This is a genomic window from Kitasatospora sp. NPDC059812 (assembly GCF_042732075.1).
Taxonomy (GTDB): Bacteria; Actinomycetota; Actinomycetes; order Streptomycetales; family Streptomycetaceae; genus Kitasatospora.
In genome coordinates this window covers 24,786-38,645 of sequence record NZ_JBHWIO010000085.1, presented here as the reverse complement: position 1 = coordinate 38,645, position 13,860 = coordinate 24,786, and the positions used below count along the sequence as shown (strand labels likewise).

The following is a 13,860-nucleotide window of genomic DNA, read 5'->3' as shown; positions in this document are numbered from 1 at the left end:
GGGAGTCCATGCGGAGTATCGGCGACCGACGACAACGCGGCGAGGTGCGTGCTCCGGCGTCGCGCGCCCGGCGTGATCCGAAAGAGAGCCCCTAGGCCGTTCGGCTGGCCCCGGGGCCGGGGCGGGGGCAGGCTGGGGGGTGAGAGACAGACCCGGCCCTGCCGCACCCCGGCTCGGAGCGCGCCCGGACCGGCCGAGGAGACGGAGCCCGCCATGACCGACATGAGCGAACGGGCCGAGATGAGCACGGACCGTGACGAGGACGTCCGCGCCGCGGATCCCGAAGAGGGCATCACCTCGATGCAGAACCTGCACGCGCAGGACACCTCCCAGGCGGAGGGCGAGCCCACCCTGGAGGAGTCCGGTCCGGACCGCTGAACAGCTGTGAGCACCCGACCGCCCGGTGGGACCGGGCGGTCTTCGCGACCGCAGGTGTCGCTGCCCGGACAGCGGCTCACCGGCGGGGGAGGATAAGCGCATGACCGAACACGATCAAAACGGCAGGCAGGCCCGACCGCCCGTCGACCCGCGCACGTCGTGGGCGACCTGGACCACCCAGTCGATCATCAGCGGCCCCGGCGGGGTCGCCACCACCGAGATCGGCCCCATCTCCGGCGACCTCACCGTGCACACCACCTGGGTGGACGGCGAGGCCCGGCTCACCGTCCAGTACTCCGGCGCGCTGGACTGGTACACGGTGACCGGCAGCCCCGTCCCGGCGGCCGACGAGACCACCGCGCGGGCGATACACCAGGCGATGGTGAACGGCGTCAAGGCCGGCCGGGGCGCGGCCGCCCCGGCCCCGCCGGACAGGCTCTAGCCAGGAGCCCCCCGCCGGACAGGACCCGACCAGAAACCTCAGTCCCCCGGGACGACCTCGCCCCGCACCGCCGGCGCCGCGGCGGCCCAGTAGGCGCGGTCGACCGGGGGACGCGCACGCAGGTCCGCGCGGACCTCGCCGGCCAGCCGGCGGGTGTCGCGCCGGTTGACGGTGGCGCCGATGCCGGCGCCGACCAGCAGCGGGGTGAGCGACGGCAGGCGGCGCAGCGAGCTGCGGGTGAGCCGGCGGCTGAGCTGCTGGCGCACCTCCGCCCCGAGCGCCAGGGCGGCGAACCCGGCCGGCCGGGACAGCAGCCTCGCGTCGATCCCCCGGCGGTTGGCCCAGGCGCTCAGGTAGGCCCCGGCCCGCTGGGTGACACTGCCCGGCGCCCGGGCGCCGTAGACCTCGTGCAGTTCGGCGATCAGCTTGATCTCCACGGCCGCGACGGCGAGCGTCTCGGCCGCGATCTCCACCGGCATCGCGGGCGGCACCGGCAGCATCGCCGCCGCGCCCACGCCGGCGCCGAGCGCGCCGGAGGCCCGGGCCGCGCCGGTGACCAGCAGGTCGGCCAGCGCCTCGGGGTCGGCCGCGCCGGGGTGCTGGGCGCGCAGCGTGGCGAGGTCGCGCACGGGGATCCGCGGCGCGGCCTGCACCAGCTGCTCGGTGAGGGCCCGGCCGCCGAACGCGGCACCCTTGGCGGCGACCCGGCCACCCCGGCCGAGCAGGTGGGCCACGTTCGCCACCAGGGCCCGGCCGCGGCCACGGCCGGCCCGGTACTCGGCGATCTGCCACTCGCCCTCGGGCTGCTCGGCCTGCTCGACCAGTTCGGCGAGCTCGCCGGCCAGGCCGGCGTCGGGCACGGGGGCGGGCACGGGGGTCGGGGCGGGCTCGGGGACAGGCCTGGAACGTCCGGGTTTACGGAAGACTGCCATGGATGTCCGGTACCCCCTCCGCCCCCGGGGTACGCCCTACCCGGTGATCTCGACCCCGCGCCAGAACGCCACCCGGCCGCGGATCTCCTCGGCCTCCGGCTTCGGGTCGGCGTAGTACCAGGCCGCGTCGGGGTTGGTCCGCCCGTCCACGTCCAGCGTGTAGTAACCGGCGGTGCCCTTCCAGCCGCAGACGGTGGTGGTGTCGGACGGGCGCAGGAATTCGGTCCGGACGGATTCGACCGGAAAGTAGTGGTTGCCCTCGACGACGACGGTCTCGTCGCTCTCGGCGACGACGGTGCCCTGCCAGCGCGCTGTGGTCATGCCGCCGATTCTGCCCCAGGGGCGGACGGCACCCGGGTGGTTCGCGGAAATCGTCCGCGGATGCCGGACGGCCGGACAGCAACCAGGGCAACGGTCAGGGCAGCGGCTCGGCGTGGACCGGCAGGTGCGGGGACTGGTGGCCGCCGCTGGCGAGCATCCGGACCTCGCCGGCGTTGCTGATCTCGGCGCGGACGATGCCGCTGGCGTCCTCGTACACCGGGTGTCCGCCCGGGCCCGTCGCGCTGGTGCGGACGACCACGACGACGTCCTGCGGGGCCTGGGTGCCGGGGGTGCCGGGGAAGGTGAGCACGTAACGGTTCGCGGGGGTCATCTCCATCTCCTGTCCCGATTGTCCCGATCTCCTGGTCCCGATGCGCGGCCGCGGTCGCCGGGCCCGCCGAACGGCGGTCGGCCTACGCGGTCGCCTCGGCGGCCCGGGCGGGCGCGCCGCGGACCTCCAGCTCGGTGAGCAGCCGGGCGGTGGCCTCGGCGACCGCGTCCACGGCCCGGTCGAAGGCCTCGCGGTTGTGCGCCGCCGGGGCGCGGAACCCGGACACCTTGCGGACGTACTGCAGCGCGGCGGCGCGGAAGTCGTCCTCGTCGGCGTCGAGCGTCACCGGCGGGCGCAACGTCTTGATGTTGCGGCACATGCACCCAGTCTCGCGCGTGGACGCCGTACTGGCGACCCCCTCCCGTCACACGCACCTCACGGCGGCGTCATCCGGCCGGATTAGGATGCCGGACGAACGAATCCCCCCGTCCCGCCGCGCCTCCCCGTCCGCGGGCGTCACCCCGGAGTCACCCCCTTGCCTCTCGCGCTGCTCGCGCTGGCCGTCACCGCGTTCGCCATCGGCACCACCGAATTCGCCGCCATGGGCCTGCTCCCCCAGGTCGCCGACGATCTGCACGTCTCCATCCCGCAGGCCGGCTGGCTGATATCCGCGTACGCGCTGGGCGTGGTCATCGGCGCCCCGCTGCTCACCGCGCTGGCCTCCGGCCGGCCGCGCAAGGCGGTGCTGGTGGCGCTCGCCGGGCTGTTCGCCACCGGCAACCTGCTGTGCGCGCTCGCACCGGACTTCTGGACGCTGGCCGCCGCCCGGCTGATCACCGGACTGCCGCACGGCGCGTTCTTCGGGGCCGGCGCGGTGGCCGCGGCCGAACTGGTGGCCCCCCACCGCCGGGCCCGGGCGGTGGCCGTGATGTTCTCCGGCCTGACCATCGCCAACATCGTCGGCGTGCCGGCCGCCACGCTGCTCGGCCAGCACCTGGGCTGGCGGGCGACCATGCTGGTGGTCGTCCTGATCGCCGCCGCCGGGACGCTCGCCATCGCCCGGCTGGTGCCGTCGCTGCCCTCCCCCGGCCAGACCGGGCTGCGGCACGAGCTGCGGGCCTTCCGGGACGGGCAGCTGTGGCTGGCGCTGGCCACCGTGGTGTTCGGCTGCGGCGGCTTCTTCGCCTGCTACAGCTACATCGCGCCGCTGCTCACCGAGGTCTCCGGGTACGCCACCGGCTCGGTGACGCTGGTGCTGGCACTGTTCGGCGTGGGGATGACGGTCGGCAACGTGATCGGCGGGTTCGCGGCCGACCGGGCGCTGCGCCCGACGGTCTGCGCCGCCTTCGTGCTGCTGGCCGCCACCCTGGCGCTGTTCGCGGTGACCGCGCACGCCCGCTGGTCGGCCGCCGTCACGGTGGTGCTGATCGGGCTGTTCGGCTTCGCGATCGTGCCGGCGGTGCAGACGCTGGTCCTGCAGAAGGCGCGCAGCGCGCCGACGCTGGCCTCGGCGACGGTGCAGGGCGCGTTCAACCTGGCCAACGCGCAGGGCGCCTACTTCGGCGGGCTGGCCCTGGACGCCGGGTTCGGCTGGACGGCGCCGACCCTGGTGGGCGCCGTCCTGGCCGCTTCGGGCGCGCTGATCGCGGTGCTCGCCTGGGCGGCCGACCGGCGCCGGTCCGTGCCCGCCGCACCCGAGCGGGCCGCGGCGGCTCCGGCCACGGCGGCTCCGGTCGGCGTCCAGAATTAGGCCTGGGGCTGGGGCTGCGCCAGGGGTTCGAGCTCGCGGTGGGCGGCGGCCAGCAGCAGGTAGCCCTCGCCGTTGGCCTTGATGCCGGCCTTCTCGTCCTCGGTCAGCTCGCGGCGGACCTTGGCCGGGACTCCGGCGACCAGCGAGCCGGGCGGCACCCGCATCCCCTGCGGCACCACCGCGCCCGCCGCGACCAGCGAACCGGCGCCGATCCGGGCGCCGTTGAGCACGGTGGCGTTCATCCCGACCAGGGCGTCGTCCTCGACCGCGCAGCCGTGCAGCACCGCGTTGTGCCCGACCGAGATCCGCTCGCCGACCACCAGCGGGAAGCCGGGGTCGGCGTGCAGGGTGCAGTTGTCCTGGATGTTGCTGTCCTGGCCCACGGCGATGGACTCGGCGTCGCCGCGCAGCACCGCCCCGTACCAGACGCCCGCGCCGGGGCCGATCGTCACGTCCCCGACCACGACGGCGTTCGGTGCGAGGAAGGCGCTCGGGTCGACGGTGGGCGCCTTGCCCCCGACTGCGGCGATCAGCGGCTCTGCCATGTCTCGTCCTCCTGGTGACGGTCGGCCGTTCCTGTCGCCGGACAGCGTAGGGGGCGGTCCGACCCGCGGCCCACGCCCTACCCCTGCCCGCCGCAGACGCCGGCGTTCACCACCCGCTGCCAGGCGGCGAGGGCCGCGGCCGGATCCGGCGTGTCGTAGAAGGTCGTGCTGTTGGCGAACTGGCGCTTCCCGTCGAGCGAGCCGAGCATCATCGTGCTGTAGCCGGGGATCCCTCCGGCGTGGCCCCAGAACGCGCCGCACGGGGTGTCCACCCGCTGGAGGCCGAGCCCGTAGGCCTGGCCCCCGCCGTGGGCGGTGGTCTTCTGCATCTCGGCGAGTTCGGCGGGGCGCAGCAGCCGGCCGCCGAGCAGGGCGCGGATGAACGTCGTCAGGTCCGCGGTGGTGGAGATGCCCGCGCCGGAGGGGCCGGCCATGGAGGGGTTGAGCGCGGTGACGTCGGCCGGGCCGCTGTCGAGCTTGAGGTAGGCGTGGGCGTGCGGGCCGGGGATGGCCGGGGAGTAGAGCGGCATCGAGGTGCCCGTCAGGCCGAGCGGGCGGATGATCCGGCGTTCCACCTCCTCGTTCCAGCCGTGGCCGGTGAGGTGTTCGATGATCAGCGCGACCAGGGCGTAGTTGGTGTTGGAGTACTGCCAGTCCTGGCCGGGGCGGAAGGCGGGCGGGTATTTGTCGGCGAGGTCCACCTGGTCCTGCGGGCTGTAGGACGTGTAGCGGCCGGTGTCGAGCCAGTTCTGGTCGTAGGAGTTGAAGGCCGGGTCCTGGGTGTAGTCGGCGACACCGCTGGTGTGGTTGAGGAGTTCGCGGACGGTGATGTCCGCACTGTTCGGCACCGCGCCGGGCAGCAGGCTCTCCAGGCGGTCGTCCAGTCCCAGTCGTCCCTCGCCGACGAGTTGGAGCAGCACGGTGGCCACGAAGGTCTTGGTGGTGCTGCCGATCCGGAAGCGGCCCGCGGGGTCGGCGGGGGTGTCGGCGCCGAGCCGGGCGATGCCGCCGGCGGCGCGGTGGACGAGCCGGCCGTTCTCCCGTACGCCGGCGAGGGAGGAGGTGGCGACGTTCTTCGCGGTCAGGTCGGCGAGGGCCGTGTCGAGGGCCGTCCAGTCGGTCCTGCGCTCGGTGGCACTCGCCGGGCGGGCCGCGTCCTGGGCGGCGGCGGCCGGGGCGAGTGCGGCGATCAGGCCCGCGCCCGCGAGGGCCGCGACGGCGGCGCGCAGGGCCGGCCCGCGTCGGCGGCGCCGGATGGTGGCGGCTGGGTCGGTGGTCATGACGTCCTCCCTGGTCCGGCCGGCAGGGCGGTCAACCTCCGCCGCTGCCATGGTCTTTGACACCATGGCAGGGCGACTGCGGGGCGGTCGTCAGCCTCCGGGGCAGCGCGTCTGCTACCTGGGGAGGGGCGTGACCCTGACGGGGTCCCGGAGCCGCGCCCCCGAGACGGGTCGGGGGCGCGGCGGGCCGGGGCGGGTCAGGAGGCCGGTGCCTTGGTGCGCAGGATCTCGATGAACGCGCGCAGCCACGCCGGGTGGTCGGGCCACGCGCGGGCCGAGACGACCACGCCGTCCACCACCGCCTCGCCGTCGACGAATTCGGCGCCCGCCGCCTTCACGTCCGGTGCCAGCGCCGGGTAGGCGGAGCTGCGGCGGCCGGACAGCACCCCGGCGGCGGCGGTGATCAGCGGGCCGTGGCAGATCTGTGCGACCGGCTTGTCGCCGGCGAAGAAGTGCTGGACGATCCGCTGCACGTCCGGGTCGTTGCGCAGGTACTCGGGGGCGCGGCCGCCGGGGATGACCAGCGCGACGTAGTCGGCCGGGTCGACGTCGGCGAAGGCGAGGTCGGCGGGCCAGGTGTAGCCGGGCTTCTCGGTGTAGGTGTCGTAGCCGTCGACGAAGTCGTGGACGACGAACTGGAGTCGCTTCCTGGTCGGAGCGGCGATGTCGACCTGGTAGCCCTCCTCGCGCAGCCGCTGGTACGGGTAGAACACCTCCAGCGACTCGGCGGCGTCCCCGGTGACGAGCAGGATCTTCGATGTCATCGCCGACATCCCTCCACATGGTCGAGCGTCCGACACGGCGTGGACCCCGACCGGTGGCCACCGGCCGCGGGCCCGGACCAACCTCCCGCACCGGCCGCGCCGTTGGCAACAGGGCGCACCGGGCGTACTGCGGCGCGTCACCGGGCGTACGCGCCCGCCGGGGGCCGTGCGCGCCCGGTCACCGCCCGGCTGCGGGCCGCGGCTGCCCGCGTCCTAGACTCCTGCTGCCCGCCACGACCGCACACCGGAGGAGCCCATGCCGGACCGCACCACCTACCTCGTCCTGCCCGGCTACCAGGACTCGGGCCCCGAGCACTGGCAGACCCGCTGGGAGGCCGCCGAACCGGACGCCTTCCGCCGGGTCCAGCAGGCGGACTGGGACCACCCCGACCAGAGCGACTGGATCGCCCGGGTGGACGCGGCGGTGGCCGGGGCCGCCGCCGACGGGCCGGTGGTGCTGGTCGCCCACAGCCTCGGCTGCGTCACGGTGGCCCGCTGGGTGTCCGCCGCGCCCGCCGGGCGGACCGCCGCGGTGCGCGGCGCGCTGCTGGTCGCCCCCGCGGACATCGACACCGCCGAAGTCCCGGAGCTGACCGGCTTCCGCCCGGTGGCCCTGGCGCCGTTCCCGTTCCCGGCCGTGGTCGTCGCCAGCACCGACGACCCGTGGGTCAGCCCCGAGCGGGCCCGGCTGTTCGCCGACGCGTGGGGCGCCCGGTACGTCGAGCCGGGCGCGTACGGGCACCTCAACTCGGGCTCCGGGCTGGGCGACTGGCCGGAGGGCCGCAAGCTGCTCGCAGAGCTGTGACACATCGGACGGGGGGACGATGAGGAACCGGATGCCGAAGGCCAGGCGCACCCTGGTCCGGCTGCTGCTGGCGGGCGGGGCGGCCGCCGTGCTGCTCTACACCGAGGGGCAGTGGGAGAGCCGCTCGGGCGGGCTGATGCTGGTCGCCGACCTGCTCAACCGGCCCGAGCTGCTGCTCGGCGCGGCGCTGGCCGCGCTGATCGCCGCCGCCTGGCTGGGCGACCGGCGCACCGCCGTACGGACGGCCACCCGGGCGGTCACGGTGACGGCCGGGGTGGTGTTCCTGCTCGGCGTGCTGGCCGCGCACAAGGTCGCGGCGGCCGAGACGCGCAGCCGGGAGACCGCCCCGGCCCGCCAGGAGCTGGCGCTGGTCGTGGTGCACCGCTCGTACGCCACCGCGCCGAAGGACAACGACGACTGGCAGGTGCTGCTGGAGGTCGGCGCGGGCTGGTCCGCGCGGCGCTGGTCACTGGCCCAGATCGGCCGGGCACCGGACGACGCCCGGCTGGTGGAGGCGAGTTGGACCGGCCGGGACCAGATCACCGTGGTCACCGACTCCTACCGGCGGGTCTTCAACCTGGACCAGGACACCGGCGAGCCGGTCGAGGCGCGGTAGCGTCCGCGCTACGGCAGCCCCACCGCGTGGGCGAGCAGGGCGAGCAGCGCCGCGTTGCCCGCCGCGCCCACGGCGGTGGCGGACAGGAAGCGGGCCGCACTGCCGTCCGGGAACGGGTTGACGACCATCGCCGGCAGGAAGCCGGGCATCGTCCAGACGACGGCGGTCCACTGCCGGACCGCATTGGCCGCGCTGGTGCCCGCGCGCAGTTCGCGGGCGGCGGCGAGCCCGATCACCAGGTACCCGGCCAGGTAGCCGATCGAGGGCCAGAACACGGCGGGGACGCCGAGGATGCTGTGCGGCATGGCACCCATCGTCCGCCGCCGGGCCGCGGCCCCGCCTGAGTACGGGTACTCAGGCGGGGCCGGGCGGTTCACTGGTCCTGGTTGTCGCCGGGGTCGGCCGGCGCGGCGGGGGCCAGCGGGGTGGACTGCCCGGACTGCCCGGACTGCGTGGACTGCGCGGACGGCGCGGAGCGGCCGACCGGACTGTTCGGGTTGAGCGGGCCGACCGGGTTGCCCGTGCTGCCCGGGGTACTCGCGTTGCCCGGAGTGCTCGGGTTGCCGGGGCTGCTCGGGCGCTGCTTGCCCGAGCCGCTCCCGCAGGTGCCGGTCGGCGAGCCGCTGGGGGTGGCGCAGTTCGGGTCGCGCTTGGGCGGGTCCGGGATGTAGACGGTCGGGAACTCCTTCTCCGGCATGTTCCGGACGGCGTCGCTCATCGCCTGCTCCCAGATCGGGCCCGGGCCGGTCGCGCCGAAGACCTCCTGCTGGTAGTGGCCGCCGATCCGGATGTTCTTCATCGGCACCTTGGTGCCCGGGCTGCCCAGCCAGACCGAGCCGGCCAGGTTGCCGGTGTAGCCGGTGAACCAGGCCGACTTCTTCTCGTCCGTCGTCCCGGTCTTGGCCGCGATCTGCCGGCGGTCGTCCAGCCTGAGGTCCTTGGCGGTGCCCTTCTCCGTCACGCCGAGCAGCACGCTGTTGATCACGTCGGCGGTGTCCGTGGACATCGCCTCGGTGCACTTGGCCGGGCTCACCGGGACGTCCTTGCCGTCCACCGTGGAGATCTTGTTGATCGCCAGCGGCGCGCAGTAGGTGCCGCGGGCGGCGAAGCTCGCGTACACGTTCGCCATCGTCAACGGGCTCACCTCCTGGGTGCCGAGGCCGAGGGCGGGCAGCTCCTGCAACGGGTCACCGCTGGCCTTGCCGGTGACGCCCAGCTTGTTGGCCATCTGCTTGACCGCGCAGAGGCCGATCTCCTGCTCCATCTGCACGAAGTAGGTGTTCACCGAGAGGGCCATCGCCTCCTTGAGCTCGTACGGGCCGACCTCGCGCGCGCTCTCGTTCGGGATGCTGCCCTCCTTCTTGCCCTTGCTCAGGTTCTTCCAGGTGCCGTCGCAGGTCCTCATCGTCGGCCAGTCCATGCGGTTGGGCGAGTCGTACCGCTGGGTGGGCGGCAGGCCGGCCTCCAGGGCGGCGGCGGCCACGATCGGCTTGAAGTTGGAGCCGGGCTGGAAGCCGATGCCGCCGCCCATCGCCGCGTCCACGTTGTAGTTGACGACGGTCTGATTCTTCTCCTTCGCCAGACCGTAGGGGCGGGTCTGCGCCATCGCCAGGATCTTGCCGGTACCGGGCTCGACCATCGTCATCGCCGCCGAGACCGGGTCGGTCACGTACACCTGCTCGGAGACGGCGTTCTGGGCGGCGGCCTGCTTCTCCGGGTCCAGCGTGGTGTAGATGTTGAGGCCGCCGGTGTCCCACAGCTTCTTGCGCTCGGCGGCGCTCTTGCCGAACACCGGGTCCTGCTTGACCACGTGGCGCACGTAGTCGCAGAAGAAGCCCATGCCAGCCTGGGCGGTGATGCAACCGTTCTGCGGGTCCCGGTACTTCAGGCCCAGCGGGGCGGCCTTCGCCTCCTTGGCCTGGTCCGCGGTGATGTGCTTGTTCTCGACCATCTTGTCGATGACGGTGTCCCGGCGCTTCTGCGCGGCCACCGGGTGCAGCTTCGGGTCGTACTGGGACGGGTTCTGCACCAGCCCGGCGAGCATGGCCGCCTCGGGGAGGGCGAGGTCCTTCGCGTCCTTGCTGAAGTAGCGCTGGGCGGCCGCCTGTATGCCGTACGCCTGATGGCCGTAGAAGGTGATGTTCAGGTAGTTGGTGAGGATCTGATCCTTCGTCAGGTCCTCCTCCAGCTTGATGGCGTACCGGAGTTCCTGGATCTTGCGGCCGAGCGTCTTGCGCTGCGCCTCCAGGACGGCCACCGGGTCGTCGCCGGCCTTCTCCACGTTGACGTTCTTCACGTACTGCTGGGTCAGCGTCGACGCGCCCTGGACGGCGGCGCCGCTCTCCGCGTTCTTGGTGATCGCCCGCAGGATGCCCTTGAGGTCGACGGCGCCGTGCTCGTAGAAACGGGCGTCCTCGATGTCCACCTGCGCCTGGCGTATCAGCGGTGACATCTGTTCGGCGGGTATCACCGTGCGGTCCCGCTCGTAGACCTTGGCGATCAGGCCGCCCTTGGCGTCGAAGACCTGTGTGGCCTGCGTCAGCGCCGGCGCCTTGAAGTCGTCGGGGATGCTCTCGAAGCCCTCGGCGCTGCTCTTGGCCCCGAGCCCGACGGCGCCCGCCGCGGGAAGGATGAGGCCGGCCAGCAGGACACCGCCGAGAGTGCAGCAGCCGAGGAACGTGACCGTGTGACCCAGGAATCCGATCGGGGTCTCACGGCGCCGCGGGCGCGGCACCCAGGTGTCGCCCGCGTCCGGGGCAGGTATGCGGCTCTTCGGTGACATAACTGGAACACTACGGCCGCGAATACCGTGCCAGGGCAGGGTGTTGGCGAAGCTTTGTCACAAATCCGCCACAGATTCGGCTCATTCCAGCCGGTCGGACGGGCGCCCGGGTTCGGACAAGGACCGTTCGCCTACGGCCTGTTGCTCCCGCCCGGATGCGCACCCGCCCGCAGCGCCCCGGCTACCGGAGGGTCAGGACGCGCGGGCCGTCCTCGGTGATGGCGACGGTGTGCTCGATGTGCGCGGCGCGGCTGCCGTCCGTGGTGCGCAGCGTCCAGCCGTCCGGGTCGGTGTGGTAGTCGCCCCGGCCGCCCGCCGTCAGCATCGGCTCCAGCGCCAGCACCAGGCCGGGGCGCAGCGGGTAACCCCGGCCCGGGCGGCCCTCGTTGGGCACGTGCGGGTCCTCGTGCATGCTCCGCCCGATGCCGTGCCCACCGAAGCCTTCGAGCAGGCCGTAGCGCCCGGCGCGGGCGACCTTGCCGATGGCGTGCGCGATGTCACCGATCCGGTTGCCGACCACGGCGGCGGCGATCCCGGCCTCCAGGGCGCGCCGGGTGGTGTCGATCAGTGCCGCGTCCTCGGGCCGGGCGGCGCCGACGGTGAAGCTGACGGCGGAGTCCCCGGCCCAGCCGTCCAGGAGGGCGCCGCAGTCGATGCTCACCAGGTCGCCGTCGCGCAGCCGGTAGCCGCCCGGGATGCCGTGCACGACGGCGTCGTTCACCGAGGCGCAGATGACGGCCGGGAACGGCACGGGGGCGAAGGACGGCCGGTAGCCGAGGAACGGCGAGGTGGCCCCGGCCGCCCGCAGCACGCCGTGCGCCACCTCGTCCAGCTCCAGCAGGCTGACGCCCACGGCCGCCGCGTCCTGCACGGCGGCCAGCGCGTCCGCCACCACTCGCCCGGCTTCGCGCATCGCGTCCAGGGCGGCGTCCGACTTGATTTCGACCATGGCGGGTCGTCTCCCCTCGATCCAATTCTTATACCGGTATTTGTATCACGGTCGAAGGTGGGGCGGCCGCGCGGCCTGGACGGGAGCACCGGGGCGGGACACGCGGCATGACCCCGGCAGGGAGGCCCTAGTATCGAAGGCATGGTGAGGACTCCACTGACCCCGTGGGAGCGCGAGCGCGGGGAGCGCTTCGGGGCGCTGCTGCGCGAGGCACGCGGCGCACGCAGCATGGTCGAGGTGGCGGCGGTGGCCGGCGTCTCGGCGGAGACGCTGCGCAAGATCGAGACCGGACGGGCGCCGACGCCGTCGTTCTTCACCATCGCCGCGCTGGCGTTCGCACTGGATCTGTCGCTGGACGAGCTGGCGGCCGTGTGCGCGCTCCCGGAGGACGGCGAAGCCCTGTCGGCGTGACGCCTCAGCGCCTTGACGCCGACGGCTGAGCCCCGACCGGCGCTCCCGGGCGATGGTCCCGGACGGCGGCGGCCCGCCGGGCGCGTACTGCGCCGGGCGGGCCGTCGTAGGGCGGGCCGGTGGCCGTGAGTCGGGCCGGTGGCCGTGGGGCAGGGAGGTGGTCAGCTCACGGAGCTGTTGTAGCTGTCGATGGCGGGCTGGAGTTCCTTGGCCGCGTCGGCCAGGGCCTGCTGGGCGGTCTTGGAACCGGCGATGGTCTGCTCGATGGCGGTCTCGACGCCCTTGCGGGCCTGCGGCATCACGCCGAGCAGGCAGCCGGCGGTGGCCGGGGAGGGCTTGGTGGCCTTGAGCTGCTCGATGGCCGTCTGGAACTGCGGGTACTTGGCGACCCACTCCTTGTCCTTGGGGTCGTCCAGGGACTTGCGGTTGACCGGGAAGTAGCCGGTGCCGGTGTGCCAGGCGGCCTGCTGCTCGGGGGCGGTGACGAACTTCTCGAACTCCCAGGCGGCGCGCTTCTCGGCGTCGGAGTGGCCGGGGCCGCTGATCCACAGCGAGGCGCCGCCGATGACCGGGCCGCCCTGGTCGGCGGCGGCGACCTTGGGGAAGGCCGCGGTGCCGACGGCGAACTTGGCGGCCTCGGTGTAGCCGCGCAGCACGCCGGTGGACTCCAGGTGCATGGCGACGGTGCCGGCCTTGAACGCGGCCTGGGCGTCGTCGGTGTTGCGGCCGGTGTTGGCCGCGTAGCCGCCCTTGACGAGGTCGGCCCACCACTGGACGATCTGCGCGCCCTGGGCGGAGTCGAAGACGGCCTTGCCGGCCTTGTTGCTGCGGCCGTTGTCCTGGTCGCAGTACATGGTGCCGGACTCGGCGAGCAGCTGCTCGACGAACCAGCCGTAGATGGCGGCGCCGAAGCCGTAGCGGACGGTCTTGCCGTCGGCGTCCTTCTTCGTCAGCTTCTTCGCCAGCTCGCCGAGTTCGGCGAGGTCCTTGGGCGGCTGGGCCGGGTCGAGGCCGGCCTCCTTGAAGGCGTCGGCGTTGAGGTAGAGCAGCGGCATGGAGGAGTTGAACGGCATCGAGACGAGCTTGCCGCCGACGGAGTAGTAGTTGCGGATGTTCGGGTCGAGGTCGTCGAGGGCGAAGCCGTCCTTGTCGGCGAAGGCCTGGGCCGGGACGGTCTGCTTGGAGTCGATCATGAACCGGGTGCCGATGTCGTAGACCTGCACCAGGGCGGGGGTGCCCTTCTGCTGCACCGCGGCCTTGTACTTGGCGACCAGGTCGTCGTACTTGCCCTGGAACTGCGCCTTGACCTCGATCTTGCCCTGGTGGGCGGCATTGAACTGGCTGACCAGCCCGGTGAGGACCTCGGCGTTCTTCCCGGTCATCGAGTGCCAGAACTCGACGCCGGTGACGCCCGAGGCCTGGTCGAGCGCCTGGGCGCCGGGGGCGGCGTCGGAGGAGCCGCCGGAGCCGGAGGTGGAGTCGCCGGAGCTACAGGCGGTCAGGGACAGGCCGGCCACCAGCAGGGCCGCGAGCGCGCGGGCACTCTTCTTCACGGGAGGGTTCTCTCTCTGTCGGGAGGGACGTGCTCGAAGGAGCGGGAGGAGGCGGCGCAGC

Annotated in this window: 17 protein-coding genes; 6 read left to right on the top strand and 11 right to left on the bottom strand. The window is 73.5% G+C overall.

The window, feature by feature from the left end; genetic code table 11:
- Window positions 1–213: 213 nt before the first annotated feature.
- Window positions 214–378 (top strand): hypothetical protein, encoded by a 165-nt coding sequence (locus ACFV6D_RS31255; protein WP_159398310.1) that lies wholly within the window; start codon window positions 214–216, stop codon window positions 376–378.
- 100 nt (window positions 379–478) lie between these two features.
- Window positions 479–820 (top strand): hypothetical protein, encoded by a 342-nt coding sequence (locus ACFV6D_RS31250; RefSeq protein ID WP_063346072.1) that lies wholly within the window; start codon window positions 479–481, stop codon window positions 818–820.
- Between the two features lie 38 nt (window positions 821–858).
- Here ACFV6D_RS31250 and ACFV6D_RS31245 read toward each other — a convergent pair whose 3' ends face one another.
- From ACFV6D_RS31245 to ACFV6D_RS31230, 4 genes are all read right to left on the bottom strand, one after another.
- Window positions 859–1,680 carry a hypothetical protein gene (locus ACFV6D_RS31245; RefSeq protein ID WP_363372967.1) on the bottom strand — a complete coding sequence of 274 codons (822 nt, stop codon included), beginning with the start codon at window positions 1,678–1,680 and terminating at the stop codon, window positions 859–861.
- Between the two features lie 108 nt (window positions 1,681–1,788).
- The gene (locus ACFV6D_RS31240) at window positions 1,789–2,073 is read right to left on the bottom strand and encodes a DUF427 domain-containing protein (RefSeq protein ID WP_363372965.1); all 285 of its coding nucleotides are present in this window, start codon (window positions 2,071–2,073) and stop codon (window positions 1,789–1,791) included.
- 94 nt (window positions 2,074–2,167) lie between these two features.
- Window positions 2,168–2,404 (bottom strand): DUF6296 family protein, encoded by a 237-nt coding sequence (locus ACFV6D_RS31235; RefSeq protein WP_063350858.1) that lies wholly within the window; start codon window positions 2,402–2,404, stop codon window positions 2,168–2,170.
- Between the two features lie 82 nt (window positions 2,405–2,486).
- Window positions 2,487–2,723: a DUF2277 domain-containing protein gene (locus ACFV6D_RS31230; protein ID WP_350886016.1), complete on the bottom strand. Its 237-nt coding sequence runs from the start codon at window positions 2,721–2,723 to the stop codon at window positions 2,487–2,489.
- Between the two features lie 156 nt (window positions 2,724–2,879).
- Between ACFV6D_RS31230 and ACFV6D_RS31225 the strand changes: the two genes are divergently transcribed.
- Window positions 2,880–4,094 (top strand): MFS transporter, encoded by a 1,215-nt coding sequence (locus tag ACFV6D_RS31225; protein ID WP_380562125.1) that lies wholly within the window; start codon window positions 2,880–2,882, stop codon window positions 4,092–4,094.
- Here ACFV6D_RS31225 and ACFV6D_RS31220 read toward each other — a convergent pair.
- The 3 genes from ACFV6D_RS31220 to ACFV6D_RS31210 all read right to left on the bottom strand — a co-directional run bounded on the left by ACFV6D_RS31220 (window position 4,091) and on the right by ACFV6D_RS31210 (window position 6,683).
- Window positions 4,091–4,639 (bottom strand): gamma carbonic anhydrase family protein, encoded by a 549-nt coding sequence (locus ACFV6D_RS31220; protein ID WP_380562123.1) that lies wholly within the window; start codon window positions 4,637–4,639, stop codon window positions 4,091–4,093. The two genes, ACFV6D_RS31225 and ACFV6D_RS31220, sit on opposite strands and share 4 nt — an antisense overlap.
- 77 nt (window positions 4,640–4,716) lie before the next feature.
- Window positions 4,717–5,919, bottom strand: coding sequence for a serine hydrolase domain-containing protein (locus tag ACFV6D_RS31215; protein WP_380562121.1), 1,203 nt, complete (start codon window positions 5,917–5,919; stop codon window positions 4,717–4,719).
- Between the two features lie 197 nt (window positions 5,920–6,116).
- Window positions 6,117–6,683, bottom strand: a complete 567-nt coding sequence (locus tag ACFV6D_RS31210; protein WP_063346079.1) for a DJ-1/PfpI family protein — start codon at window positions 6,681–6,683, stop codon at window positions 6,117–6,119.
- A 256-nt stretch (window positions 6,684–6,939) separates the two neighbouring features.
- On the opposite strand from ACFV6D_RS31210, the gene ACFV6D_RS31205 reads away from it, so the two are divergent.
- Window positions 6,940–7,488 carry an RBBP9/YdeN family alpha/beta hydrolase gene (locus tag ACFV6D_RS31205; protein WP_380427952.1) on the top strand — a complete coding sequence of 183 codons (549 nt, stop codon included), beginning with the start codon at window positions 6,940–6,942 and terminating at the stop codon, window positions 7,486–7,488.
- 31 nt (window positions 7,489–7,519) lie between these two features.
- Window positions 7,520–8,104: a hypothetical protein gene (locus tag ACFV6D_RS31200; protein ID WP_063346081.1), complete on the top strand. Its 585-nt coding sequence runs from the start codon at window positions 7,520–7,522 to the stop codon at window positions 8,102–8,104.
- Window positions 8,105–8,112: 8 nt separating this feature from the next.
- Here ACFV6D_RS31200 and ACFV6D_RS31195 read toward each other — a convergent pair whose 3' ends face one another.
- From ACFV6D_RS31195 to map, 3 genes are all read right to left on the bottom strand, one after another.
- Window positions 8,113–8,409, bottom strand: a complete 297-nt coding sequence (locus ACFV6D_RS31195) for a hypothetical protein (RefSeq protein WP_380494491.1) — start codon at window positions 8,407–8,409, stop codon at window positions 8,113–8,115.
- A 68-nt stretch (window positions 8,410–8,477) separates the two neighbouring features.
- Window positions 8,478–10,886: a transglycosylase domain-containing protein gene (locus ACFV6D_RS31190; RefSeq protein WP_380562119.1), complete on the bottom strand. Its 2,409-nt coding sequence runs from the start codon at window positions 10,884–10,886 to the stop codon at window positions 8,478–8,480.
- Between the two features lie 181 nt (window positions 10,887–11,067).
- Window positions 11,068–11,835: a type I methionyl aminopeptidase gene (gene map / locus ACFV6D_RS31185; protein ID WP_380344523.1), complete on the bottom strand. Its 768-nt coding sequence runs from the start codon at window positions 11,833–11,835 to the stop codon at window positions 11,068–11,070.
- A 141-nt stretch (window positions 11,836–11,976) separates the two neighbouring features.
- Here map and ACFV6D_RS31180 point away from each other — a divergent pair, with 141 nt between their 5' ends.
- Window positions 11,977–12,246 (top strand): helix-turn-helix domain-containing protein, encoded by a 270-nt coding sequence (locus ACFV6D_RS31180; RefSeq protein ID WP_063346085.1) that lies wholly within the window; start codon window positions 11,977–11,979, stop codon window positions 12,244–12,246.
- Between the two features lie 161 nt (window positions 12,247–12,407).
- Here ACFV6D_RS31180 and ACFV6D_RS31175 read toward each other — a convergent pair whose 3' ends face one another.
- Complete coding sequence (locus ACFV6D_RS31175) at window positions 12,408–13,799, bottom strand: ABC transporter substrate-binding protein (protein WP_380562117.1); 1,392 nt, start codon at window positions 13,797–13,799, stop codon at window positions 12,408–12,410.
- Between the last annotated feature and the right edge of the window lie 61 nt (window positions 13,800–13,860).